This window comes from Streptomyces aureoversilis, from assembly GCF_042657885.1.
Lineage (GTDB): Bacteria > Actinomycetota > Actinomycetes > Streptomycetales > Streptomycetaceae > Streptomyces > Streptomyces aureoversilis.
This window is the reverse complement of record NZ_JBHSKJ010000002.1, coordinates 152,029-177,294: the sequence shown is the minus strand read 5'-3', so window position 1 is coordinate 177,294 and position 25,266 is coordinate 152,029. Positions and strand designations below refer to the sequence as shown.

Genomic DNA, 25,266 nt, shown 5'->3' with positions numbered 1-25,266 from the left:
GGCAGCCCTGTTTACGCCGACACCGGCCGTTGCACCTTGATCGATTGCAGGAGCCCGATCGCGATCCACGCCGCGAACATCGACGACCCCCCGTAGGAGACGAAGGGCAGCGGCAGGCCCGTCACCGGCATGATCCCGAGCGTCATCCCGATGTTCTCGAAGGACTGGAAGGCGAACCAGGCGATGATCCCGGCCGCCACGATCGTCCCGTAGAGCTCGGTGGTCTCGCGGGCGATGCGGCAGGCGCGCCAGATGACGACGCCGACGAGGAAGATGATCGCGCCGGCGCCGACGAAGCCCAGCTCCTCGCCGGCGACGGTGAAGATGAAGTCGGTCTGCTGCTCGGGCACGAACTGCCCGGTGGTCTGGGAGCCGCGGAAGAGGCCGGAGCCGAGGAGGCCGCCGGAACCGATGGCGATACGGGCCTGGTTGGTGTTGTAGCCGACGCCGGAGGGGTCGAGCGCGGGGTTGGCGAAGGCGGCGAAGCGGTTGATCTGGTACTCGTCGAGGACGCCGAGCTGCCAGATGAGGACGCAGCCGAGGACACCGGTGCCGATCAGCCCGGCGACCCAGCGGTTGGAGGCGCCGGAGGCCAGGAGCACGGCGAGGACGATGACGACGAGCACCATCACCGAGCCGAGGTCGGGCATCAGCAGGATGATGACGATGGGCAGGGCGGCGAGGCCGAGGGCCTCGACGACGGTGCGGTGGTCGGGATGGAGCCGCTCCCCCGCGTCGACCTTGCCGGCGAGCAGCATCGCCATGCCCAGCGCGATGGTGATCTTCGTGAACTCGGAGGGCTGCAGGGAGAAACCGCCGCCGAGCTGGATCCAGGACCGGGCGCCGTTGATGGTGGCGCCGAGCGGGGTGAGGACGGCGACCGTGAGCAGGACGGAGATGACGTAGAGGATGGGCACGGCGCCGCGCAGGGCGCGGTGGCCGACCCAGACGGCGCCGATGGCCAGGCCCAGCCCGATGCCGGTGTTGAGGATGTTGCGGAGCAGGAAGTAGTACGGGTCGCCCTGGTTGAGCTCGGTGCGGTTGCGGGTGGCCGAGTAGACGAGCAGGGTGCCGATGCCGGAGAGGGCGAGGGCGGCCCAGACCATCACCCAGTCCAGGCGGCGGAGGACGGAGTCGCGGGCGGTGAGGCGGCCCCAGGCGGAGCGCTCGGGGCTGTATCGGCGGGCGCGGTAGCCGTCGGTGGCGGTCACGTGTCCTTCTCCTCCTCCTTCCGGGCCGACGGGCTGGGCGGGGGCGGCTCGATGGGCTGGGCCTCGATGGTGCCGTCCTTCTCGACCTTCGGCAGGCCTGCCTGGGGGTGCGGCAGGAGCGCCTTCCTGGCGTCGATCTTGCCCTTCCCGTCGACGCCGTAGAGGGCGTTGTAGATGTTGCGCACGGCGGGGCCGGAGGCGCCGGAGCCGGTGCCGCCCTGGGCGATCGTCATGACGACGGCGTAGTCGCCGGTGTAGGTGGCGAACCAGGAGGTCGTCTGCTTGCCGTAGACCTCGGCGGTGCCGGTCTTGGCGTGCATCGGGATCTCCTTCTGCGGCCACCCCTCGAAGCGCCAGGCGGCGGTGCCCTGGGTGGCGACGCCGGCGAGGGCGGCGTCGATCTGGTCGCGCGTCCTGCCGTCGAACGGCAGCCTGCCGTGCGACTTCGGGGCGATCTCCTGGACGGTCCTGCCGTCGGGGCTGATGACGGCCTTGCCGACGGTGGGGTTCCAGAGGGTGCCGCCGTTGCTGATGGCGGCGTAGATGGTGGCCATCTGGAGGGGGGTGACGAGGGTGTCGCCCTGGCCGATGGAGTAGTTGACGGAGTCACCGGCGCGCATGCGCATGCCGGACTCGCAGTTCTCCTTGGCGATCTGCCCGGCGTAGCTGTCGTCGGTCTTGCCCTGCTTGCACCAGGAGTCCTTGTTGGCCTCCCAGTACTTCTTCTTCCACTCGCGGTCGGGGATGCGGCCGGTGACCTCGTTGGGGAGGTCGATGCCGGTCTCCTTGCCGAGGCCGAACTCGTGGGCGGTCCTGTAGAACCAGTCCGCCGGGTGCTTGGGGTTGTTGCCGCCGTCCTTCTGCCACTGGCGGTAGGCCAGGTCGTAGAAGACGGTGTCGCAGGAGACCTCCAGGGCCCGGCCGAGGTTGATGGGGCCGTAGCCCTTGGACTCGAAGTTCTTGAAGACCTGGTTGCCGATGCTGTACGAGGCGGAGCAGTTGTAGTTGTCGTTGAAGGCGTAGCCCGCCTTGACGGCGGCGGTGGCGGAGATGACCTTGAAGATCGAGCCGGGGGCGGCCTGGCCCTGGATCGCCCGGTTGAGCAGCGGGAAGCCGGAGTCCTTGCCGGTGAGGTTCTGGTAGTCCTTGGCGGAGATGCCGCCGACCCAGGCGTTGGGGTCGTAGGTGGGGTTGGAGGCCATGGCCACCACGCGGCCGGTCTTCGCCTCCATGACGACGACGGCTCCGGCGTCGGCCTTGTAGTTGGTGCCGGTGTTGCGGTCGACCTCCTTGCGGGCGTCCTTCATCGCCTGGTCCAGCTCCCGTTCCGCTATGGCCTGCACGCGGGCGTCGATGCTGGTGACGACGTTGGAGCCGGGGACGGCCTTGTCGCTCCTGGCCTTGCCGATGACGCGGCCGAGGTTGTCGACCTCGTAGCGGGTGACGCCGGCCTTGCCGCGCAGCTGGGAGTCGTACTGCCGCTCCAGGCCGGAGCGGCCGACCTGGTCGGAGCGGAGCAGCGGGGAGCGGCCGGCCTTGGCCTTGATGATCTCTTCGTCGGTGACGGGCGAGAGGTAGCCGAGGACCTGGGCGGTGTTGGAGCCGCCGGGGCCGGCGTAGCGGCGGACGGCGGTGGGCTCGGCGGTGATGCCGGGGAAGTCCTCGGCGCGCTCGCGGATCTGCAGGGCCTGCTGGGTGGTGGCCTCGTCGGTGATGGGGATGGGCTGGTAGGGCGAGCCGGCCCAGCAGGGCTTGGGCGTCTTGGCGTCGCACAGCCGGACCTTGGCGGCGACGTCCTCGGGCTTCATGCCGAGCACTCCGGCGAGGCGGGTGAGGACGGTTCTGCCCTTGTCCTTCATCTTCATCAGGTCGGTGCGGCTCGCGGAGACGACGAGGCGGGTCTCGTTGTCGGCGAGGGGGACGCCGCGGGCGTCCAGTATCGAGCCGCGGGTGGCCGGGGCGACGACCTGCTGGATGTGGTTGTCGGCGGCTTCGGCGGTGTACTCGTCGCCGTTGCGGATCTGGAGGTACCAGAGGCGGCCGGCGAGGGTGAGCAGGAGGGAGAAGACGAGGATCTGGATGACGATGAGGCGGATCGCGACCCGCGAGGTGCCCCCGCCGTCGGACATGTTGCTCACAGGCGCTTCACCCCCTTGAGCCGGCTCGGCCGGCGCAGGCCGGTGCGCATACCCGTGCGCTGCCCGCCGACGCGGTTCGTGCGGGAGCCGCCCATCGTGCTGGGGCCGTCGGCGGACAGCGGGTCGGGCTGCACGCGCCTGGCCATGGCCATGACGAGCGGCACGACGAAGGGCGCGAGCAGGAGGTCGTAGAGGGCCGCGGTGAACACGAGGCTGGTGAGGCCGACGTTACGGGCGGCGGTGTCGCCGACGAGGGAGCCGACGCCCGCGTAGAGCAGGGTGGAGCCGACGGCCGCGGCGACGACGACGAGCATGGGCACGGTGGCCGAGCGCAGCTTGCCCGTCTCGGGCCGGGCGAGGCCGACGAGATAGCCGATGACGCACAGGACCAGGGCGTAGCGCCCGGTGGCGTGGTCGGCGGGCGGGGCGATGTCGGCCAGCAGGCCGGCGCAGAAGCCGATGGCGGCGCCGTTGGTGTGGCCGTGGACGAGGGCGAGCCCGACGACGACGAGGAGCAGGGGGTCTGGCACGGCTCCCGGCAGGTGGAGCCGTGCCAGGACGGTCACCTGCACGACGAGGGCGACCACCACGAGCGCGGTCGAGAGCAGGATCCGGTTGAGGCGCATCGTCAGTCCTCGGGTTTGGCGCTCGCGGAGGGCGTGACCGTGACGGTCACGGTGGGCGTGGGCTTGGGCGCTTCCGGTTTGGGCGGGAGCACGGTGTCGCGGGGGTCCGTCCGCGGGGGTTCGACGACGACGCCGACGATGTCGAGCTTGCTGTAGCCGACGAAGGGACGGACCTGGAGGGTGCGGGTGAGGCTGCCGCCGGCGGGTTCGACGCGGGTGACCTCGCCGACGGGGACGCCGGGGACGAACGGCTTGTCCTTGCTGGAGCCGAAGGTGACCAGGCGGTCGCCGGGGCGGACGGCCGCCTTGCCGTTGAGCAGTTCGACCCGCAGGACGCCGGCGCCCTGGCCGTTGGCGAAGCCGAGCTCGCCGCTCTTCTCCATGCGGGTGCCGACGGTGAACTTGGGGTCGTTGGCGAGCAGGACGGTCGCGGTGTCGCGGGCGACGGTGGTGACGCGGCCGACGAGGCCGTCGCCGTTGAGGACGGTCATGTCGCGCTTGATGCCGTCGCGGCTGCCGGCGTCGATGGTGACGGTCCAGGAGAAGCCCTGGGCCGCGCCTATGGCGATGACCTGGGCGCCCTTGATGCCGTACTGGCCGCGGCCGGCGGTCTTGAGCATGGCGTCGAGCTCGGCGGCCCGGCCGCGGTTGCGGTCGTCGCTGCCGAGGCGCTGCTTGAGGCTGGTGTTCTCGCGCTCCAGGGCGCTGATGCGGTTGTGCCGCTCGTCGGAGTCACGCACGGCCGCCACGGCGTTGCCGACGGGGTCGACCGCGGAGGCGACGCCCTTCTCGACGGGCCCGAAGACGGAGGCTGCCGCGTGCCGGACGCCGTCGAGCGGGGACCGCTCGCCGCCACGGATGTCGACCGTGATCAGTGCGAAGGCGATGGCGACCAGCAGCACCAGCAGCAGCCGGCTCTCTCGTGTGTCCCTCACGTGCGGCGGCGTGCCCTTCTCGTAGGACCGGCGGGCTGCGGGGCGGGCCGGTCATCCGGAGCGTTGTGCCTGTATATCAGGTTGTTTCCCGGCGACGGCGGTACGCCGGTGGCGTCGGCGCCGGCCGCTGCCGAGGGGGTGGGGCGGCGTCCCCCGGCAGGTGGAACGGCGCCCCTCGACGGCACCCCGGAAGGCCCGCCCGGAGGGCGGGCGCGTCAGCGGCGCGGCTGGGCGTCGAGGACCTGCTGGAGGGCCTCGAACTCCTCGACGCACTTGCCGGAGCCCAGCGCGACGGAGTCCAGCGGGTCCTCGGCGATGTGGATCGGCATGCCGGTCTCCCGGCGCAGCCGCTCGTCGAGGCCGCGCAGCAGGGCGCCTCCGCCTGTAAGAACGATGCCGCGGTCCATGACGTCACCCGAGAGCTCGGGCGGGCACTTGTCGAGGGTGGTCTTGACGGCGTCGACGATGGAGTTGACGGGCTCCTCGATGGCCTTGCGGACCTCGCCGGCGGAGATCACGACGGTCTTGGGCAGGCCGCTGACCAGGTCCCGGCCGCGGATCTCGGTGTGCTCGTCCTGCTCCAGGTCGTAGGCCGAGCCGATGGTGATCTTGATCTGCTCGGCGGTGCGCTCACCGAGGAGGAGGCTGTACTCCTTCTTGATGTGCTGGATGATCGCGTTGTCGAGCTCGTCGCCCGCGACGCGGATGGACTGGGCCGTGACGATGCCGCCGAGGGAGATGACCGCGACCTCGGTGGTGCCGCCGCCGATGTCGACGACCATGTTGCCGGTGGCCTCGTGGACGGGCAGGCCGGAGCCGATCGCGGCGGCCATGGGCTCTTCGATGATGTGCACCTGACGGGCGCCGGCCTGGGTGGAGGCCTCGATGACGGCGCGCCGCTCGACGCCGGTGATGCCCGAGGGCACGCAGACCACGACGCGGGGCCGGGCCATCCAGCGCCGCTTGTGGATCTTGAGGATGAAGTAGCGGAGCATGCGCTCGGTGATCTCGAAGTCGGCGATCACGCCGTCCTTCAGCGGCCGGACCGCGACGATGTTGCCCGGGGTGCGGCCGATCATCTTCTTCGCCTCGGCACCCACCGCGAGGATGCCGCCGGTGTTGGTGTTGATGGCGACGACGGATGGCTCGTTGAGGACGATTCCGCGGCCTCTGACGTACACCAGCGTGTTGGCGGTCCCGAGGTCGACAGCCATGTCACGGCCGATGAACGACATGTTGTTCCCCATGAGGATACGTCTGGCCTTCCCAGCTGGAGCGAGTGCTTACTTGAGGTCGGCAGGGTGTGCTGCTGCGGTGCGGTGCGCCGCGGGCGCGGAAGCTCTCATCGTAGTCTCGACCGGTCGAACGCGGTGCGAGGGTTCCTCCGCCATTGTCGGCGGAAGTCGAGCCTCCCCTAGTAATGGTGACGTCGTGTCGGAGTGAGAGGTTCCCTCGTTCGCCGCGCATATGCCAGGGGCGACCGAAATTAAATCGGTCGCCCCTGATCGGAAAGGCTCCGGGCCTGAAGAGCTATCAGGCGAGGCCGGGAAAGAAAATCTTGATTTCCCGCTGGGCCGAGTCCTCGGAGTCCGAGGCGTGGATGAGGTTCTCGCGCGTGATGGTGCCGAAGTCACCACGGATGGACCCCGGGGCGGCCGAAATGGGGTCGGTGGGGCCGGCCAGGGCGCGCACGCCCTCGATGACGCGCTCGCCCTCGACGACCATGGCGACGACGGGGCCGGAGGACATGAAGCCCATCAGCGGCTCGTAGAAGTCCCGGCCCTCGTGCTCGGCGTAGTGCTGCGCGAGGGTGGCACGGTCGAGGGTGCGCAGCTCCAGAGCAGCGATCGTCCAGTTCGCCTTGCGCTCGATGCGGCCGACGATCTCGCCGACCAGACCACGGCGGACGGCGTCGGGCTTGAGGAGGACGAGGGTGCGCTGGCTCATACTGCGGCTCCTTGCAGGGGCAGGGTGTGGTGCCGCAGAGGCTACAGGGGCGCCGGGGGCACCCGGTACCCTCCCCCGGCCTGCGCCGGGGGACCCCCGTACCGCAGGGACCGGTACTACGCGGCGTCGGCTGCCGCGGCCGCCGCCGCGAAGCGGGCCTTCGCCTCGTCGATCTTGCGGCCGAAGTGGACCGAGGCCCACCACAGCCCGCCGAAGACCACCCCGAGGATGAACATCATCGGGACGATGAAACCGCTCAGGACCAGGCCGATCTGCAGCAGCCAGCCCAGCTGGACGCCGCCGGGCCGGGTGAGCATGCCGCACAGCAGCACGCTGAGCACCATCGCCGTGCCGCTGACGGCCCACACGGTGCCCGCCGAGAGGTCGGAGGTCTGCATGGCCACCAGGCCGGCGAACCCGATGACGAAGAATTCACCGATCAGAGTGCTCGCGCACAGCATTCGCATGATCAGCCCTTTCCGAGGAGCAGCCGGGCCTCGCCGACCGTGATCACCGAGCCGGTCACGAGGACGCCCGCCCCGGAGAACTCGGCCTCCTCCTCCGCGAGGGTGATCGCGGCCTCCAGGGCGTCGTCCAGGCGGGGCTCGACCTGCACGCGCTCGGCGCCGAAGACCTCGACGGCGATGGCCGCGAGCTCGTCGGGGTCCATGGCGCGCGGGGTGGAGTTGCGGGTGACCACGACCTCGGCGAAGACCGGCTCGAAGGCCTCCAGCAGGCCGCGGACGTCCTTGTCGGCGCTGGCCCCGACGACGCCGATGAGGCGGCTGAAGCCGAACGCCTCGGTCACGGCCTCGGCCGTGACCTGCGCGCCGGCCGGGTTGTGCGCGGCGTCCAGCACGACGGTGGGGCTGCGGCGCACGACCTCCAGCCGGCCCGGGGAGGAGACCTGGGCGAAGGCGCGGCGGACGGTGTCGACGTCGAGCGTGCGGGCGTGCTGCGAGCCGATCCCGAAGAACGCCTCGACGGCGGCCAGGGCGACCGCGGCGTTGTGCGCCTGGTGGGCGCCGTACAGCGGCAGGAAGAGCTCGGGGTACTCGCCGCCCAGGCCGCGCAGCGTCAGCAGCTGGCCGCCGACGGCGACCTCGCGGGAGACGACGCCGAACTCCATGCCCTCGCGGGCGACGGTGGCGTCGACCTCGACCGAGCGCTTGAGCAGCACCTGGGCCGCGTCGACCGGCTGCTGGGCGAGGACGACGGTGGCGTCCTGCTTGACGATGCCGCCCTTCTCGCCGGCGATGTCGCCGGGCGTCGCGCCGAGGCGGTCGGTGTGGTCGAGGGAGATGGGGGTGACGACGGCGACGCCGGCGTCGACGACGTTGGTGGCGTCCCAGGTGCCGCCCATGCCGACCTCGACGACGGCCACGTCGACCGGGGCGTCGGCGAAGGCCGCGTAGGCCATGGCCGTCACGACCTCGAAGAAGGACAGGCGGTGTTCCTCGCGGTCGTCGACCATCTCGACGTACGGCTGGATGTCGCGGTACGTCTCGATGAAGCGCTCGGCGGAGATCGGGGCGCCGTCGAGGCTGATGCGCTCGGTGACCGACTGGACGTGGGGGCTGGTGTAGCGCCCGGTGCGCAGGTCGAAGGCGCCCAGCAGCGACTCGATCATGCGGGCGGTGCTGGTCTTGCCGTTGGTGCCCGTGATGTGGATCGCGGGGTAGGCGCGCTGCGGCTGGCCCAGGATGTCCATCAGGGCCTCGATGCGCACCAGCGAGGGGTCGAGCTTGGTCTCGCCCCAGCGGCCGGCCAGCTCGGCCTCGACCTCGCGGAGCGCCCGGTCGGTCTCGGGGTCCTCGGGGCGGGCGGGGATGTCGCCCTGCGGCGGCCCGGCCTGGGCGCGCAGGGTCCGGCTGCCGGCCTCGATCACGGCGAGGTCGGGGTCGCGTTCGGTCTCGGCATCGACGATTTCCGCGAAACGGTCATCGCCCTCGGGGCCGGTGCTGCCGTTGTCGTCGTTCAGGGGGCGCTCGCTCACGCCGACCAGTCTACGGAGGGGGTACGACGGAGCGGGCGGCAGGCGTCGTGGTGGCCCTCGCGTCTCCTCCCGCCGCATGGGCGCATCCCGTAGTCATGTCATACGGTTTTCCCGGAATGTCCCTTACGGGAATCCCTGACGGAAAGAGCCGGGGCCGGGTGAGCGGGATGCCGTCCGAGGACGAGGACGAAGGCGAGGACCGGGGCGAAGGCCGGACCGAGGCCCGGGACCGGGTCCGGGTCCGGGACCGGGTCCGGGACCGGGACCGGGACCGGGACCGGCCGCAGGCGCTGCTGGACGCGCTCCTGGAGGCCCTGCCCTCGGGCGCCGCCGTGCAGAGCCCGGACGGCGGGGTGCTCGCGGCCAACCGGAGGTTCCACCGCATGTTCGACCTGGACGGCCGCGCCGCCCTCGCCCCCGGCGGTGCCCCCGGCGGCCGCCACGTCCACCGGACGGCCGAGATCCCCCTCCCCGACGGCCGCACCCTCCGCCGCGCGATCGAACCGCTGCGCCACGAGGGCGCCTACCTGGGCGCCCTGTGGACCTACGACGACATCACCGAGCGCAAGCGGCGCGAGCGGGACCTGGAGCGGGACAACGTGGCGCTCACCGAGCTCGCCCGGCAGCGCAACGCCTTCACGGCCGCCGCCTCCCACGAGCTGCGCACGCCCCTCACCTCCATCATCAGCTTCTGCGAGCTGCTCACCGACCCCGCCTTCGGCGCCCTCACCCACGAGCAGGCCTCCTTCCTGGAGGCCGTCCGGCGCAACGCCGACCGCATGCAGCGGGTGATCTCCGACCTGCTCCTGACCACCCGGATGCGGGCCACCGCGGGCCTGGAGCTGGAATTCGGCGCCGTGGAGGTGGACCGGATGCTGCTGGACGCCGTCCTCGACCGGATGGGCGCGGCACAGGAAGCGGGATTGTTCACCGTTCTGGAGTGCGCCGCGGGGCCCGTCCTGAGAGGCGACCGGCACCGGTTGCAGAACGTCCTGGCCAATCTTCTGGAGAATGCCGCGAAATACACCCCCGCGGGTGGCCGGATCTCGGTCACGGCGGCACCGCGCGGCGAGTTCTGGGAGATCGAAGTCGCGGATACCGGAATCGGCGTCCCGGAGGAATTCCGCGAAGAGATCTTCAATGGTTTCGTGCGGGCACCGAACGCACGTACGGGGGGTTATCCCGGCACCGGTCTCGGACTCGCCATCAGCCGCGCGATCGTCCGGTTGCACGGCGGCACGATCACCGTCGGCGACGCCGCGGGCGGGGGCGCCTCCTTCCTGATCCGGCTGCCGGTCACGGGCCCGCCGGACGCACCGGTCCCGGGCCCGCCGGACGCACCGGGAACGGAGGAGGGCCCATGACCCGCGTGCTCGTCGTCGAGGACGACCCCGACCTCGCCCTCGCCCTGCGCACCCTCCTCACCCGCGCGGGCTACGAGGTCGCCCACGCCGCGAACGGCCGCGACGGGCTGCGGCTGCTGTTCGCCGAGCGCCCCGCCCTCATGCTCCTCGACATCGGCCTGCCGCAGCTCGACGGCTGGGAGGTGCTGGAGCGCACCCGCGACCTCAGCGACCTGCCCGTCCTGCTGCTCACCGCCCGCGGCGCCGAGACCGACCGGGTCCGCGGCCTGCGCGCCGGCGCCGACGACTACCTGCCCAAGCCCTTCGGCAACGACGAGCTGCTCGCCCGCGTCGAGGCGCTGCTGCGCCGCACCGCCCCCACCCGCTGGGCCGGCGACTCCTTCGACGACGGGCTGCGGCTCGTGCCCGAGCGGCGCTCGGCGGTCTGGCAGGGCCACGAGGCCCGGCTCAGCGACATCGAGTACCGGCTGCTGCAGGTGCTCGTCCGCAACCGCGGCCGGGTGATCACCACCGACCAGCTGCTCGACCGGGTGTGGGACGACCCCGAGGGCACCGGCCGCGAGCGGGTGAAGTTCGCCGTGCTGCGGCTGCGGCGCAAGCTGCGGCAGGCCGCGGGCGACGAGGCCGCGGACCCGCTGGAGGCCGTACGGGGCCTGGGCTACCGCTACCGGGCCGACGGCGGGGACGAAGGCCTCGGGGGCGAGGAGGGCGAAGGTCCCGGGGACGAGGAGGACGAAGGTCCCTTCCGAGGGCGATAGGCCCGCTCCGGGCGATTCGCAACCGTCCGGCAACCGAAGTCACCCCAGGGGTGCAACCGAGGCACCGCAAGGTCGTGAGCTGTCACAGCCCGCCGGCCCCAGGAGTCACCTCGTGCAGTCCCTGCCCGCCCGTAGCGTCGCCGTCGTCCTCGGCACCCGCCCCGAGCTGGTCAAGCTCACCGACCTCGTACGCCTCCTGGGCCCCGCCGCCCACCTGGTGCACACCGGGCAGCACTACGACGAGGAACTGTCCGGCCGCTTCCTGACCGAGCTGGGCCTGCCCGAGCCGACGTTCCTGACCGGGGTCGGCGGGCAGCCGCGCGCCGTCCAGATCTCCAGCGCCCTCGCGCAGCTCGACGAGCTGTTCACCGCCGAGCCCCCGCTCGCCGTCGTCGTCCAGGGCGACACCAACGCGGCCCTCGCCGGCGCGCTCGCCGCGAACGCCCGCGGCATCCCGCTGCTGCACGTCGAGGCCGGCCTGCGCAGCCACGACCGCAACATGCCCGAGGAGCACAACCGCGTCCTCATCGACCGCATCGCCGACGTGCTGTGCGCGGCCACCGAGGACAACCGCGCGAACCTGCTCGCCGAAGGCGTCGACGACGCCCGCATCGCGGTGACCGGCAACACGGTCGTCGAGGCCGTGCACGGGCAGCTGCCGACGGCACCCGAGCGCGCGGAGCTGCTGCGGCTGCACGGCCTGACCGCCGACTCCTACGTCCTGGCCACGATCCACCGCCCCGAGAACACCGACTCCCCCGAGGCGCTGCGGGCCATCTTCACCGAGCTCGCCGCGCTCGTGACCGACGGCCGGCCCGTCGTGCTGCCGCTGCACCCGCGCACCCGGGCCCGCGTCGAGGCCGCCGGCCTGGAGCACCTGCTGACGGGCCTGACCGTCACCCGCCCGCTCGGCTACGGCGAGTTCCTCGCCCTGGCCCGGCACGCGGCGCTGCTGGTCTCCGACTCCGGCGGCATCCAGGAGGAGTGCACGGTCCTCGGCCGCCCGCTGGTGGTCGTCCGCCGCTCCACGGAGCGGCCGGAGGCGATGGCGGACTTCGCGGACCTGGTCGCGCCGGGCGCGGAGATCGGGCACGCGGCCCGCCGCCGGCTCGCCGCCGGCGAGGCGGGCCTGAACCGTCTGGCCTCGCTGCCGAGCCCCTTCGGGGACGGCCTGGCGTCGGACCGCATCGTCGCGCTGCTGACGGCGATCACCGCGCCGCACCAGCTGGCGGCGGCCGCGTAGGGGGTCTCTCCCCCACCCCGCCCCTTCCCGTAACCGGGGGCAAGCCCCGGACCCCCGGCCCGAGTTGCCCGGGGTCCGGGCGCAGCCCGGGAAACGGTGAAAGGGCGGGACCGGGGCCTCTTCCCCCGCCGCAACGGCGAGCAACCCCCACGCACGTGCCCGGCGGTGCCGTACCCGCCGAAAGCCCCCGGAGTGAAACCCGTGTTCTCCAGCCCCCTCCTCTTCGTCTTCCCCTTCTTCCTCCTCCTCTGTTTCCTCCTCTACTGGGCCGGCGCCCGCCACGCCTACCTCCGCCGCCCCGAGGCCGAGACGGGCGACGCCGCCGCCTTCGACTGGCACTTCTTCGTCCCGTGCCGGGACGAAGAAGCAGTCGTCGGCACCACAGTGGAGCGCCTCCGCACCGACCACCCGCGCGCGCACGTGTGGGTCATCGACGACGACAGCGACGACCGCACCGGCGCCATCGTCGCCGGGCTCGCCGAGACCGACCGCCGCGTGCACCTCGTCAGCCGCGTGCGGCCCGACGCCCGCCAGGGCAAGGGCGCGGCCCTCAACGCCGCCTACGACGAGCTGAACCAGTTCCTGTCCAAGGACACCGACCGCGAGCGCGTCGTCGTCTGCGTCATCGACGCCGACGGCCAGCTCGACCCGCACGCGCTGGAGCGCGTCAGCGGCCCGGCCGGCTTCGGCGACCCGGAGACCGGCGGCGTGCAGGTCAGCGTCCGCATGCGCAACGCCGGCGACCCGCGCCCGCTGCCGGACCGCGGCCGCGTCCGCAACGCCTTCGCCCGCCTCCTCGTGCGCATGCAGGACATGGAGTTCTCCGTCTCCAACGCCGGCATGCAGCTGCTGCGCGGCCGCACCGGCTCCGTGGGCCTCGGCGGCAACGGCCAGTTCACCCGGCTCGCCGCCCTGGACCGCATCGCCGCCGCCGAGCGCCGCCCCTGGCAGCGCGGCGCGCTGCTGGAGGACTACGAGCTGGGCCTGCACATGATCCTGGGCGGCGACCGGATATCCCACATAGCCGACACCTGGGTCTCCCAGGAGGGTCTCCCGCACGCCCGCCGGTTCCTCACCCAGCGCACCCGCTGGGCCCAGGGCAACCTGCAGTGCGTCCGCTACGCGCCGCGCATCGTCTCCTCGCGCCACTACGGCGGCAAGGGCGTCCTGGAGACGCTCTACACCTTCCTGCAGCCGGTCGCCCACCTGGTGACCCTGGCGCTGTGCGCCGTCATGTTCGCCCTGCTGGGCCTGACCGCCGCGCAGGACGGCGTCGGCGAGGCGTTCGGCGGCATGCTCGCGCTGTGGCCGCTGGTGCTGGGCCTGGCCGTCGTCTCGGTGCTGCCGTTCGTGCTGTGGGGCCCGGTCTACCGCCGCGACCGCGCGTCCGACCGCTCCCTGCTGTCCGCCCTGCTGTGGGGGCTCGCGCTGTGGCTGTACGCGTACCACCTCTTCCCGGCGTCCGCGCGCGGCTTCGTCCGCATGCTGCGCGGCCGCAACGGCTGGGCGAAGACGCGCCGCAACGCGGAGGCGGTCACGTCGGGCCCGATCGCGATCGAGAGCTGACGACACGCCACGTCGGCCAAACCATGAAGTGGGCCACATTCGTGGCCCACAAGGCAACCTCCGCCCCCGTTCCGCCATCTGACCCCCGGTGAAACATGTCCGGAGCAGGTCCGGGCAGCGGAACGGGAGCGTTGTGCGGTGCGGGTACGAGTACCGGAAATCAGCACACGGATGCACTTGCTGCTGCTCACGGTGTGGACCGTGCTGTGGTTCGCCCTGGTGGAGCCCAACGGCGGCTTCTCCTGGCACTACCTGCGCACCGGCGGCGAGCTGATCTACCAGGGCGCGTCGGGCGACGGCACCGGCGGGCTCAACCTCTACGCCCACCACCCCGAGCTGCAGATGGGCCCCATCAGCTTCCTGGTGGCGGGCCTGTTCAACCCGTTCTCCGAACACACCGGCCAGTTCCTGTCGGCGGCCTTCATGTCCGCGCTGGGACTGGTCATCGTGGTGCTCGCGGGGCGCAGCGCCGCCATCCACTTCCTGGGCACCGGCACCAACCATCAGCGCCTGCGGCAGCGCGTCCTCATCGCGGGCGCGGCGTTCATCCCCATGTGGATCGAGGTGTCGGTCCGCTTCGGGCACCTGGACGACGTCCTGGCGCTGTTCTTCACCGCGCTGGCCGTGTGGTTCCTGACCCGCTGCAACCCGGCCGCCGTGGGCGTCTGCCTGGCCCTGGCGATGGACTCGAAGCCGACGGCGCTGGCCTTCGTACCGCTGATCCTCGCCCTCCCGCGGGACCGCTGGCTGCGGGCGGTCCTGTGGTGCGCGGCCCTGCTGGCCGTGGCCTGGCTGCCGTTCTTCGTCGCGGCCCCGGACTCCTTCGCCGCGGCGAAGTTCACCATCCCCAACAACCCGGCCTCCGCGCTGCGCTGGCTGGGCGGCAACACCCCCGTGACCCCCGACTGGGCCCGCCCCGCCCAGGCCGCCCTCGGCCTGACGCTGGGCGCGGTCGCCGTGTGGCGCGGCCGCTGGGCCGGGGTCGTGCTGCTGGGCGCGAACGCCCGCATCCTCCTCGACCCCAGCGTCTACACGTACTACACGGCCTCCGTGCTGCTCGGCACCCTGCTGTGGGACGTGTGCGGGCAGCGGCGCCTCGTGCCGTGGTGGAGCTGGATCGCACTCATCGTGCTCTACGGAAGCGTCTTCGTCGTGCCCGACGAGTCGGCCAAGGGCCTGATCCGGCTGGGCTTCGTGGCGGTGTCGACGGCATACGTGCTGTTCTGGCCGCAACACCGACGCCGACGGCGCAAGCCCCTCACCGAGGAGGACGAGGCCCTGGTGCAGGGCCCCTGGGGCCCGATGTGGGACCCGAACCGGACAAGGCCGTGGGCGGCGCGTTAGGCGGTGTCATTCTGCGGCTCCGCCGCGTAGGCGCGCCCCGTTAGGGGCGCGGGGAACTGCGCGACAAGCCCCCACCGGCCGGCAGGGACAGGACCGGCCGCAGACCGGCAAACGGCCCCCGTACCCATGGGTACGGGGGCCGTTTCACATCCCGGCGACGCCGACTCAGCCCTTGGGCAGAGCAGCCAGCTGCAAGCTGATCCGCTCGATGTCGGCCTCGGCCGTCTCCAGCCGCTTGCGGATCTTCTCCACGGCGGCCTCGGCGGCCTTGGCGAGGAACGCCTCGTTGCCGAGCTTGGCCGTGGACTGCGCCTTGTCCTTCTCGGCCGCGGCCAGCGCCTTGGTCAGGCGCTTGCGCTCGGCCTCGACGTCGATCGTGCCGGACAGGTCGAGGGCGACGGTGGCACCGGCGACGGGGAGCGAGGCGGTGGCGGCGAAGCCCTCGCCGGCCGGCTGCAGGCGCAGCAGCGACCGCATCGCGTCCTCGTGGGCCGCGAGCGCCGTGCCGGTCAGGTCCAGCTGGGCCGGGACCTTCTGGCCCGGCTGCAGGCCCTGGTCGGAGCGGAAGCGGCGGACCTCGGTGACGACCTGCTGGACCGTCGCGATCTCCTGCTCGGCGGCCGTGTCGCGGAAGCCGCTGTCCTTGGGCCAGTCGGCGATGACGACGGACTCCTTGCCGGTGAGCGTGGTCCACAGCGTCTCGGTGACGAAGGGCACGACCGGGTGCAGGAGCTTGAGGGTGACGTCGAGGACCTCGCCCAGGACGCGGCGCGAGACCTCGGCCTCGGGGCCGCCCTTCTGGAAGGTGGTCTTGGACAGCTCGACGTACCAGTCGAAGACCTCGTCCCACGCGAAGTGGAACAGCGCGTCGGAGAGCTTCGCGAACTGGTAGTCGTCGTAGAGCGCGTCCACCTCGGCGACGACGGCGTTGAGGCGCGAGAGGATCCAGCGGTCGGTGGCCGACATCCGCTCGGCGGGCGGCAGGTCGCCCTCCACCGTGGCGCCGTTCATCATCGCGAACCGGGTGGCGTTCCAGATCTTGTTCGCGAAGTTGCGCGAGCCCTGGACCCAGTCCTCGCCGATCGGCACGTCGACGCCGGGGTTGGCGCCGCGGGCGAGGGTGAAGCGGACGGCGTCGGAGCCGTACTTGTCCATCCAGTCGAGCGGGTTGACCGCGTTGCCGAAGGACTTCGACATCTTCTTGCCGAACTGGTCGCGGACCATGCCGTGCAGGGCGATGGTGTGGAACGGCGGGGTGCCGTCCATCGCGTACAGGCCGAACATCATCATCCGGACGACCCAGAAGAAGAGGATGTCGTAGCCGGTGACGAGGACGGAGTTCGGGTAGAACTTCTCGACGCTCTCGGTCTTCTTGGGCCAGCCGAGGGTGGAGAACGGCCACAGGCCCGAGGAGAACCAGGTGTCGAGGACGTCGGTCTCCTGGTGCCAGCCCTCGCCGGACGGCGGCTGCTCGTCCGGGCCGACGCAGACCATCTCGCCGTCCGGGCCGTACCAGACCGGGATGCGGTGGCCCCACCACAGCTGGCGCGAGATGCACCAGTCGTGGAGGTTGTCGACCCAGCCGAAGTAGCGGGACTCCATCTCCTGCGGGTGGATCTTCACGTCGCCCTTGCGGACGGCGTCGCTCGCGGCCGCGGCCAGCGGCGCGGTCCTGACCCACCACTGCATGGACAGGCGCGGCTCGATGGTCGTCTTGCAGCGCGAGCAGTGGCCGACGGAGTGGGTGTACGGGCGCTTCTCGGCGACGATCCGGCCCTCGGCGCGCAGGGCGCCGACGATCGCGGAGCGGGCCTCGAAGCGGTCGAGCCCCTGGAACGGCCCGTGGGCCGTGATGATCCCGTGCTCGTCCAGAACGGTGAGGCTCGGCAGGTCGTGCCGGCGGCCGATCTCGAAGTCGTTCGGGTCGTGGGCGGGGGTGACCTTGACGGCACCCGTGCCGAACTCGGGGTCGACGTGCTCGTCGGCGACGACCGGGATGCGGCGGCCGGTCAGCGGCAGCTCGATCTCGGTGCCGACGAGGTGCTTGTAGCGCTCGTCCTCGGGGTGGACGGCGACGGCGGTGTCACCGAGCATCGTCTCGGCGCGGGTGGTGGCGACGACGATGGAGGAGTCGCCCTCGCCGTACTTGATCGAGACGAGCTCGCCGTCGTCCTCCTGGTACTCCACCTCGATGTCCGAGATGGCCGTGAGGCAGCGGGGGCACCAGTTGATGATGCGCTCGGCGCGGTAGATCAGCTCGTCGTCGTAGAGCTTCTTGAAGATCGTCTGGACGGCCTTGGACAGGCCCTCGTCCATGGTGAAGCGCTCGCGCGACCACGCGACGCCGTCACCCAGACGGCGCATCTGCCCGGAGATCTGCCCGCCGGACTCGCCCTTCCACTGCCACACGCGCTCGACGAACGCCTCGCGGCCCAGGTCGTGGCGGGACTTGCCCTCCTTGGCCAGCTCGCGCTCGACGACGTTCTGCGTGGCGATGCCCGCGTGGTCCATGCCGGGCTGCCACAGGACCTCGAAGCCCTGCATGCGCTTGCGGCGGGTGAGGGCGTCGATCAGCGTGTGCTCGAAGGCGTGGCCCAGGTGGAGGGAACCGGTGACGTTCGGCGGCGGAATGACGATCGTGTAGGGCTCCTTCTCGCTCGTGGCATCCGCCTCGAAGTAGCCCCGCTCTACCCAGCGCTCGTACAGCGGCCCCTCTACGTCGGCCGGCGCGTACTGGGTCGGCAGGTCAGGGGTGCGGTCGGCGTGCCCGCTGTCGGGGCGCTGAGTGTTGTCGGTCACGGGGTGAATTCTACGGGGGCGTACGCGGGGGTTTCGAATCGATGGCCGCGGGATCGGCGAGGATGACGCCCACGCCACGAGAGAAGCGACGAGAGAACGATGAGCAAGCAGCAGGCCGGCCTGTACGAGCCGCTCCCGGCGGCGCCCCGTTCCTACGCGCGGCCGGGCGGCCCGAGCGGCTACGGCGCGGCCGTCTGGCCGCCGCCGGTGCCGGACCGGCGGGGCGGCCGGGGCAAGGTGGTGGCCGCCGTGGCAATCGGTTCGCTCATCCTGATGTGCACACTTCTGGGCGGTTTTCTGCTCCTCACGGGCGGCGGCAGTTCGGCGCACGGCGGCGCGCGCTACCGGCTGACGGCGCCGGAGCGCGCGGGGGAATTCCTCAGGGACGCCCCCGTGGACCGCACCTTCCGCGCGGACCACCTGCAGCGGCTGCGGCGCCTGGGCGTCCGCGACGCGGGGAGCGTCACGGCGGGCTACGCGTCCGGCCCCGCCCGCAGCGGAATGCTGATGTACAGCGGACTGTGGGGGGAAGTGAAGGACCCCGAGCGGGCGGTCGACGGCATGTTCGAAGCGATGGCGGAGGACGCGCGGGAACAGCCGGTGAAACAGGGGGCGCGGGAAGAAGTCGAAGGCAGCCCGGTACAGGTGATCCCGCGGGGCCTGAACGACGCCGGCGCGGTGATGAAGTGCCAGGCGGTGCACTTCACGCCCGCGGACGGCGGCACCGGGGCGGGCCTGCCCCTCTCGTACTGCGTGTGGGCGGACCACAGCACGGTGGGCGTCGTGGGCGCGGCCCTGGGCGGAGGGGCGGGCATCGCGGAGGCGGCGGAGGCGGCGGGGGAACTGCGGACGGCGGCGCGGACCCCGCGGTAAGGGCTGAATAAACGACAAGAAAGGATGTACCCCGACTTCTATCGACAAAGAGACGTGGGGGGACATCCGGTGAACGAGACCAACGAGCCGCCGCAGCCGCCGATGCAGCCGTCGCAGCCGCCGATGCAGCCGTCGCAGCCGCCGATGCAGCCGTCGCAGCTGCCGGTACAGCCTTACGGGCAGCCGAGCGGCAAGGGCAAGACGATCGGCATCGGGGCGGGGGTCCTGGCCGTACTGGCGGGCCTCGTGGGCGGCGGCCTGTACATGGTCAGCGGCAATGACGACAAGACGGGCGCGTACACGATCGACATGCCGCAGACGCTGGCGGACGGCGAGTACAAGCAGCTCCCCGGCAAGAAGGGGGAGAAGGACCTCGACGCCGAGGACCGCACCGAGATGAAGAAGCTCGGCCTGGAGAAGGTGGAGGGCGACAACGCCGGCTACAGGAACGACAAGAAGCAGGGCCTCCAGGTCATCGGCTTCTACGGCGCGATCCCGGACCCGGCGAAGTCCGTGGACAAGATGATCAAGGAGATGGCCAAGGACGACGGCGACGCCGCCCCCTCCCCGGGGGACGAGGTCAAGCGCGGGGAGTACAAGGACTACCGCCCGGGCGGCTTCGACGGGGCCGTCCTGAAGTGCAAGCAGGACACGATGGCGTTCACCGTCGTCGACACGAAGTTCTCGCAGACCACGAGCCAGTGCATATGGGGCGACAAGGGCACTGTCGGACTCGTCATCAGCCACTCCATGGGCACCGGTGGCGACACCCGGCAGTCGGACGGCCTGCCCGCGGACAAGCTGGCCGAGCTGACGACCAAGATCCGCAACGAGGTCCGCAAGCCGAAGTAGCCGCACGCGGGGCAGAACTGTTCCGAAACCGTTGCCGCTCTGCGGTAAGGACCACCTAAGAGATCCGGAAGGATAGCGGGACTGTCACACGAGTCCCCCACGGATCGAAGAGAGTCCCAATGAGCTACAACCAGCCGGGCCCCTACGGCCAGCAGCCGCCCCAGCAGCCGGGCCCCTACGCCCAAGGGGCGCCCGCCGGTCAGCCCGGTTACGGTTACCCGCCGCCGCCCCCGCCGCCCGGCACGCCCTACGGCGCGCAGCAGCCCTACGGCGCCCCCCAGCAGCCGGCCCCGTACGGCCAGCAGCCCCAGCCCGGCTACCCGGGCCAGTACCCCCCGCCGGTCCCGCCCCAGGGCGGCGGCAAGGGCAAGGCGATCGGCATCACGATCGGCGCGGTGGCGGTCGTGGGCGCGCTCATCGCGGGTGCGATGTACTTCATGGGCGGGGGCGGTGACGTGAAGCCGTACACGATCGTCCTGCCGGAGAAGCTGCTCGACGGCAAGTACACGAAGAACAGCGTGAGCTCTCCGGGCTCCAAGCAGACGAGCACTCAGGACCTAACGGACAACGCGAAGGTCAAGGAGCTGGGAATCTCCAACGGCACCAGCGTCTCGGGGAGCTATGCCAACGCCGAGAAGCAGGCCCTCTCGGTGATCGGCGTGTACGGCGAGCTCCCCGACCCGGCAAAGACGGTCGACGCGATGATCGCGAAGTCCGAGGAGGAAGAGAAGAAGAGCGCCGAGACCAGGCAGGGCGTCAAGGTCGAGACGGTCACCCCCTGGTCGGAGTTCTCCCCGAGCGGCTTCGACGGCGCGGTCATGAAGTGCGTAACCAAGAAGACCACGGTCAACGCGGGCACCATTTCAGTCTCGAACGAGGCCACGGAGTGCATCTGGGGCGACTCCAGCGCCATCGGCGTCGTCAAGCATGCAGTCTCGAAGAGCAACAGCCCCTATGGAGGCACCACCGCCACCGGCAACGTGATGTCCCCCAAGGAGACGTCTGAGGCCGCCGCCAAGGTCCGCAACGAGGTCCGCAAGGAAAAGTGAGCCGTCGCAACAGTCTGGAAGATGGCTAGATAGTGACGGCCGATGTAGGCACAGCTAGTAATGTCACCCCACAAAGATGATCTTGCCTGTCGGGCGACCCACTGAGGTGCCCGACAGGCTACTCAAGCGTGAGGGAGACAACAACGTGCGCAAGTTGGCGCAGCGGGTGGCGGTTGCAGCAGGACTGATCGTGGCAGCGGGCACGCTTCAACTCGCCACCTCGACTACGGCGGAAGCCACTCCTGCCCAATGCACGAGCTACCTGAAGTCGTACGGCTACTCGGTCGGCCCCAAGGTGAAGCAGGCATGCCAGTACGCAGCTAACGATTGGAGTGATGAAATGACTCACACCAACGAGCCCTGCATAGAGATGCTGAAGCTCCTCGGCGTTCGCCCCGGACATGTCGACTTCGCATGCGCCGCCCACTGAGACATCTCAGGCATCTTGACAAGCCCTGACCAGCCACGGGGTCAAGGCAGTCAATCTACCTGAGTACGGTGACGGCCGCAGTGGCGGCCGTCACCGCGTCCGGCCTACTTCCCCCACCGGCTGGCCGTGTTGGCCGCCTGCACCTTCGCGCTGAGCAACTCGGCCTCGGTGACGGGCCGGACCGCGTCGGGTGCGGCCTCCCACTCCTTGCCGCCCGCGAGCGTACGCAGCAGGAGCTGCGGCCCGCCGTTGCGCATGACCTGCCCGACGGCACCGTCCCGGGTATCCACGACGAACGTGCCGATGCCGGGCAGGGGTTGCTGATGGTCCCGGGCAGCGCAGGTGCACGCGCCCAGCGGGGAACGGGGCCGAAGGTCGATGCCGTGGGCGGTGGCCCAGACGTAGACCCCGCAGGACGGTCCCTTTGGGGTACGGGGTTCCGGGACGGGGGGTGGTTCGGGGGCGGGAATCTGCCGTACCTGACGGAACCAGCGGCGGATAAGGTTGCGCATGTCGACGCTCCTCTAAGGCGTTGACCACGCCCCGGGGCCGTTCCAGCGGTCGCCGGGGTCTCCTATGTGCGGGACCTTATCGCAGTAGACCTGGTAGACCTAGATAACCAAGAATCCGAAGCCAACTGCTCATTGCTGCGAACCATATGAAACGCGTAGCGTGCCCGTGTGATCGAATTCGTTCCCGACATCCCGCGCTGGCGTCAGGTGGCCGATGTGATCCGGCAGCGCATCAAAAACGGCACGTACCCACCACGTTCACGCGTTCCCTCCGTGAACCAGCTCACTGAAGAGTTCGGCATCGCGGCGGCGACGGCCCACAAGGTGCACCGCGGCCTGCGAGCCGACGGCCTCATCTACACGGAACCCGGCATGGGCTCGTACGTCTCCCCGCAGCCGCAGGACGGCTGAGGTCAAGACAGGCTGGCAGCAGGGGGAGAGGTGGGGGGCTCGGGTCCGGCTGGTTGGCTGTGCGGCTGGTGGGCGGTTGGCCGCCGTACTCCTGCCGTCACGGATGCACGCGCGTGAGGAGACCGGTCTGTCCGGCCTGGGCTGAGGGGGAGCTGGCAGCTGCCGCGATGTGGCCGGGCCCGTCGTGGGCGCTTCGCTCGGCGCGCCGCCGTTGTGGTTGCTCGTCCGGCTGCGGATGCATGTGGGTGCGGAATCCACCCGGCGTGGGCGTAGGGGCGGCGGATAAGCGGGCCCGGGATGACGGCCGGGCACCTCAGCGGCCCCGCGAGGGTGCTCCTGTCACAGACGAGCCCCCTCAGGGACGGCCAACCGCCCGCTGCGGCGGATAAGCGGGCCGAGTCGCAGACTGCAAGCCACCTTCAGCCCCACCGGGCCTCTCCCGTCACAGGAGCTTCCACCCAGGGGCGGTTAGCTGCCCGCCACGGCGGATAAGCGGGCCAAGTCGCAGGCTGCAAGCCACCTTCAGTCTCGCCGAGCCTCTCCTGTCACAGGCGCCACACCCAGGGGCAGTTGGCCGCCCGCCGCGGCGGATATACGGGCCCGATCGCAGGCCGCAAGCCACCCCCAGCCCCACCACACGCCCTCCGTCACACAAACCCCCACCCAGGGACACCCGCCCGCTCAGCCACGACGGTGGCGAGCCGAGCGAAGCGCCCACGACGGCAGGAACCACATCGCGGCAGCTGCCAGCTCCCCCTCAGCCACAGACGGGCAGACCGGTCTCCTCACGCAGCTGCATCCGCGACGGCACGAGTACGGCGGCCCACCTCCCACCCACCGCACAGCCAACACACCGAACCCAAGCCCCCCACCCCTCCCCCCGCTGCCAGCCTGTTCTCACCCGCACACGAACCACGGATCCCAGCCCACCCCACTGCCGTCCCCCCGACCGGCCCCAGCGGGAAGGGAGAGCCGGCCCCGCTGCCGGCCTGTTCTCACCCGCACCCAACCCACGGATCCCAGCCCACCCCACTGCCGTCCCCCCGACCGGCCCCAGCGGGAAGGGAGAGCCGGCCCCAACTGCCGGCCCGCTCTGACCCGCACCCGTCAACTCACCACCACAGTCACCACATCAGGGCGCTCTCGACGTCGCTCTGCCAGTACGTCACCGCCGCCTTGCTGTCGACCCACGTGCCCTTGGGGAGCGTCACCGTGCGTGCCCGGCTCTGCGTGCCGTCGCCCTCGTCGAAGCTCACCCGCAGGACGCTCGCGGTGCGCCCGTTCGTGCCGGAGCCGTCGGCGGCGGACAGGTTGATGCCCGCGTACGCGGACTCGCCGGGCTCCAACGTGACGACGGCCTGCGGGATGGAGTCCTCCACGACCGGCACCACATGCTGCGCAGCGTCGAAGGCCAGGTGCGGGTGGGCGTAGGCGAAGCACGGCTTGGAGCTGGTGTTGGTGGCCGTCAGCAGCTGGTGGTTGATCGGGCGGGGCACGTTCTGGACCGTGACCTCGGTGTTGGTCAGGGAGCAGGCCGGGATGGAGGTCGCGGCCGATTCCGCGGCCTGCGCCTGAGCGGTCGTGGCGGCGGTGCCGGCGAGGAGCGTGGCCGCGAGGGCGAGGCCGGTGGCGGTGATGCGGGCGGTACGCATAGGGGTGCCTCCGAGTTGGCGATCGGCTCCTGGGGCGGATGCCCAGGACGTGTCGCCAGCCTGTCCCTCGCCCTCCCGGGCCCACAAGATCCACCGCATCATTCGGGACACCGGAACATCTCCCCCCAACCCGACCTGCGGAAATGCAACCCGCCTGGGACGCCCCGCTGGAACGGGCCGGCTACTCCCCCACCCCCTCCGCCAGCGCCTCCAGCAGGCTCACCGCCTCCTCCGCCCGCTCGTACGGGACGAAGAGGTGGTCGTGGTGGAAGCCCGCCACGACGTTGCAGCTGAGGTCGGCCTGGGCCAGGGCCTGGGCGACTGCCGCCGTGAGGCCCACCGCTTCCAGCGCGGAGTGGACCCGCAGGGTGATCCAGCCCGCGACGTACTCGTACGGCAGCCCGGCCGCGTCGGCCTCCTCCTGCCGTACGACCAGGGTGAGACCCTCCGGTTCCCTCACCGTCACGACGGGGGCCACGCCCGCCGGCGCCTCCCCCGCCACCGTCGCGTACACGTACCGACCGGCGTTGAGCACGGGCCGCATACCGCTCAGCAACTTCGTCAGATCACGTTCTCCTGCCATGCCCGCCACCCTACGTACGAGGATGCACGGACACACGAAAGGGCGCCCGGCACTCGTCCGGACGCCCTCTTCCACGCTACTGCTCAGCTCTCCTCGCCGAAGAGTTCGTCGATGGAGGAGACGGTGAAGGCGCGGTCGGCCCAGCCCTGCACGATGTCCAGATCCGTGCACTCCGCGATGCGCTCCCGCTCCCCGTCGGACACCGGAACCCCACGGTGCTCCAGTACGCGCAGCACCATCTCCGCCTTGCCCTTGGCCTCGCCCTTGGCCTCGCCCTCCAGGAGCGTCTCCTCGACGAGGGTGCCCCGGCCGGGGAAGTACGTACGGATGGTCATCAGGTTCCTCCAGGTTTCCCTCGCCGGGGTTTCGCCCAGGCCGATCTCCAGCAGTTCCGAGTAGTACGCGACGGACTCTTCGTCAACCGCCCCCAGGGCACGCGCCAGCGCGTCCAGTATGGCCGGAGCGTCCTGGCTCCGCCCGTGCGTCATCGCCGAGAAGGTCGCCATGGCCAGGTTCTGGGCGGCTTCCTCGGCGTCGATGATGGGAGGGACGTTTCCGGGCCCCAGAACCAGAGGGTGCACGGCCAGGGCCTTCCAGCCCTCGGGCCCGAGCTTGAAGGGGCCTGCTGCCCATTCCGCAGTCGCCTTGTCCTGGCAGATGACCAGCAGCAGTGCCGGGTGGCCGTACTTGGCCTTCAAGAACGCGAGGTAGTACGCCCAGCTGACCGCCTTGTCGCTGTCGCGGCGCCCCTGTGCCTCGATGGCCAGGAGAAAGCTCTTACTGCTGTCGCTCGGCTGGATACGCAGCACGCTGTCCACGCGCCGCTCCAGTGGCCGGATCTCTGTGGCGTCCGGCGAGAGCACCTCGACGGACGCTTGCTCCGGCAGGGGAACGCCCAGGATCCGGAACACCGGCGCGAGTAACTCCGGCCGTTCCTGGAAGATCCGGTGCGATGCCTCGTGGTTCGCTGTAACCAT

At 71.0% G+C, this 25,266-nt stretch carries 23 protein-coding genes; 10 read left to right on the top strand and 13 right to left on the bottom strand.

Annotated features, from left to right (window positions below; all coding sequences use genetic code 11):
• Nucleotides 1-11: 11 nt before the first annotated feature.
• From rodA to folC, 8 genes are all read right to left on the bottom strand, one after another.
• On the bottom strand, nt 12-1,211 hold the full coding sequence (gene rodA / locus ACFPP6_RS03625) for a rod shape-determining protein RodA (protein WP_382037117.1): 1,200 nt from the start codon (nt 1,209-1,211) through the stop codon (nt 12-14).
• A complete protein-coding gene (gene mrdA, locus ACFPP6_RS03620; RefSeq protein WP_382037699.1) occupies nt 1,208-3,340 on the bottom strand; it encodes a penicillin-binding protein 2 in 2,133 nt (710 codons plus the stop codon). The genes rodA and mrdA overlap by 4 nt, the downstream gene beginning before the upstream one ends.
• 5 nt (nt 3,341-3,345) lie before the next feature.
• On the bottom strand, nt 3,346-3,975 hold the full coding sequence (gene mreD, locus ACFPP6_RS03615; RefSeq protein WP_382037114.1) for a rod shape-determining protein MreD: 630 nt from the start codon (nt 3,973-3,975) through the stop codon (nt 3,346-3,348).
• Between the two features lie 2 nt (nt 3,976-3,977).
• Nucleotides 3,978-4,910, bottom strand: a complete 933-nt coding sequence (gene mreC, locus ACFPP6_RS03610; RefSeq protein WP_382037112.1) for a rod shape-determining protein MreC — start codon at nt 4,908-4,910, stop codon at nt 3,978-3,980.
• A gap of 215 nt (nt 4,911-5,125) precedes the next feature.
• Nucleotides 5,126-6,145, bottom strand: coding sequence for a rod shape-determining protein (locus ACFPP6_RS03605; protein ID WP_058046895.1), 1,020 nt, complete (start codon nt 6,143-6,145; stop codon nt 5,126-5,128).
• A gap of 298 nt (nt 6,146-6,443) precedes the next feature.
• Entirely contained in the window at nt 6,444-6,857 is a 414-nt protein-coding gene (gene ndk / locus ACFPP6_RS03600) for a nucleoside-diphosphate kinase (RefSeq protein ID WP_382037109.1), read from the bottom strand.
• 116 nt (nt 6,858-6,973) lie between these two features.
• Entirely contained in the window at nt 6,974-7,324 is a 351-nt protein-coding gene (locus ACFPP6_RS03595; protein ID WP_382037106.1) for a DUF4233 domain-containing protein, read from the bottom strand.
• A 2-nt stretch (nt 7,325-7,326) separates the two neighbouring features.
• Nucleotides 7,327-8,853, bottom strand: a complete 1,527-nt coding sequence (gene folC / locus ACFPP6_RS03590; protein ID WP_382037103.1) for a bifunctional tetrahydrofolate synthase/dihydrofolate synthase — start codon at nt 8,851-8,853, stop codon at nt 7,327-7,329.
• Between the two features lie 167 nt (nt 8,854-9,020).
• Here folC and ACFPP6_RS03585 point away from each other — a divergent pair, with 167 nt between their 5' ends.
• From ACFPP6_RS03585 to ACFPP6_RS03565, 5 genes are all read left to right on the top strand, one after another.
• On the top strand, nt 9,021-10,217 hold the full coding sequence (locus ACFPP6_RS03585; RefSeq protein WP_382037696.1) for a sensor histidine kinase: 1,197 nt from the start codon (nt 9,021-9,023) through the stop codon (nt 10,215-10,217).
• Entirely contained in the window at nt 10,214-10,975 is a 762-nt protein-coding gene (locus tag ACFPP6_RS03580) for a response regulator transcription factor (protein ID WP_382037101.1), read from the top strand. The genes ACFPP6_RS03585 and ACFPP6_RS03580 overlap by 4 nt, the downstream gene beginning before the upstream one ends.
• A 112-nt stretch (nt 10,976-11,087) precedes the next feature.
• Nucleotides 11,088-12,218: a non-hydrolyzing UDP-N-acetylglucosamine 2-epimerase gene (wecB, locus tag ACFPP6_RS03575; RefSeq protein ID WP_382037098.1), complete on the top strand. Its 1,131-nt coding sequence runs from the start codon at nt 11,088-11,090 to the stop codon at nt 12,216-12,218.
• A 201-nt stretch (nt 12,219-12,419) separates the two neighbouring features.
• The gene (locus ACFPP6_RS03570; protein ID WP_382037096.1) at nt 12,420-13,784 is read left to right on the top strand and encodes a glycosyltransferase; all 1,365 of its coding nucleotides are present in this window, start codon (nt 12,420-12,422) and stop codon (nt 13,782-13,784) included.
• A gap of 171 nt (nt 13,785-13,955) precedes the next feature.
• Nucleotides 13,956-15,128: a hypothetical protein gene (locus ACFPP6_RS03565; protein ID WP_382037094.1), complete on the top strand. Its 1,173-nt coding sequence runs from the start codon at nt 13,956-13,958 to the stop codon at nt 15,126-15,128.
• Between the two features lie 165 nt (nt 15,129-15,293).
• Here the strand turns inward: ACFPP6_RS03565 and ACFPP6_RS03560 are convergent, their stop codons facing one another.
• Complete coding sequence (locus ACFPP6_RS03560; RefSeq protein ID WP_382037091.1) at nt 15,294-17,927, bottom strand: valine--tRNA ligase; 2,634 nt, start codon at nt 17,925-17,927, stop codon at nt 15,294-15,296.
• A gap of 99 nt (nt 17,928-18,026) precedes the next feature.
• Here ACFPP6_RS03560 and ACFPP6_RS03555 point away from each other — a divergent pair, with 99 nt between their 5' ends.
• The 4 genes from ACFPP6_RS03555 (at nt 18,027) to ACFPP6_RS03540 (ending at nt 21,131) form a co-directional block, all read left to right on the top strand.
• A complete protein-coding gene (locus tag ACFPP6_RS03555; protein ID WP_382037088.1) occupies nt 18,027-18,800 on the top strand; it encodes a hypothetical protein in 774 nt (257 codons plus the stop codon).
• 69 nt (nt 18,801-18,869) lie between these two features.
• A complete protein-coding gene (locus ACFPP6_RS03550) occupies nt 18,870-19,652 on the top strand; it encodes a hypothetical protein (protein ID WP_382037086.1) in 783 nt (260 codons plus the stop codon).
• Nucleotides 19,653-19,771: 119 nt separating this feature from the next.
• Complete coding sequence (locus tag ACFPP6_RS03545) at nt 19,772-20,701, top strand: hypothetical protein (protein ID WP_382037084.1); 930 nt, start codon at nt 19,772-19,774, stop codon at nt 20,699-20,701.
• Nucleotides 20,702-20,846: 145 nt separating this feature from the next.
• Nucleotides 20,847-21,131 (top strand): hypothetical protein, encoded by a 285-nt coding sequence (locus tag ACFPP6_RS03540; protein WP_382037082.1) that lies wholly within the window; start codon nt 20,847-20,849, stop codon nt 21,129-21,131.
• A 104-nt stretch (nt 21,132-21,235) separates the two neighbouring features.
• On the opposite strand, the gene ACFPP6_RS03535 is transcribed toward ACFPP6_RS03540, so the two are convergent.
• Nucleotides 21,236-21,643 carry a hypothetical protein gene (locus ACFPP6_RS03535; protein ID WP_382037080.1) on the bottom strand — a complete coding sequence of 136 codons (408 nt, stop codon included), beginning with the start codon at nt 21,641-21,643 and terminating at the stop codon, nt 21,236-21,238.
• 168 nt (nt 21,644-21,811) lie between these two features.
• Here ACFPP6_RS03535 and ACFPP6_RS03530 point away from each other — a divergent pair, with 168 nt between their 5' ends.
• Entirely contained in the window at nt 21,812-22,054 is a 243-nt protein-coding gene (locus tag ACFPP6_RS03530; protein ID WP_382037077.1) for a GntR family transcriptional regulator, read from the top strand.
• Between the two features lie 1,124 nt (nt 22,055-23,178).
• On the opposite strand, the gene ACFPP6_RS03525 is transcribed toward ACFPP6_RS03530, so the two are convergent.
• The 3 genes from ACFPP6_RS03525 to ACFPP6_RS03515 form a co-directional block, all read right to left on the bottom strand.
• On the bottom strand, nt 23,179-23,706 hold the full coding sequence (locus ACFPP6_RS03525) for a DUF4232 domain-containing protein (protein ID WP_382037076.1): 528 nt from the start codon (nt 23,704-23,706) through the stop codon (nt 23,179-23,181).
• A 181-nt stretch (nt 23,707-23,887) separates the two neighbouring features.
• The gene (locus tag ACFPP6_RS03520) at nt 23,888-24,289 is read right to left on the bottom strand and encodes an ACT domain-containing protein (RefSeq protein ID WP_382037073.1); all 402 of its coding nucleotides are present in this window, start codon (nt 24,287-24,289) and stop codon (nt 23,888-23,890) included.
• Nucleotides 24,290-24,372: 83 nt separating this feature from the next.
• On the bottom strand, nt 24,373-25,266 hold the full coding sequence (locus ACFPP6_RS03515) for a hypothetical protein (RefSeq protein ID WP_382037072.1): 894 nt from the start codon (nt 25,264-25,266) through the stop codon (nt 24,373-24,375).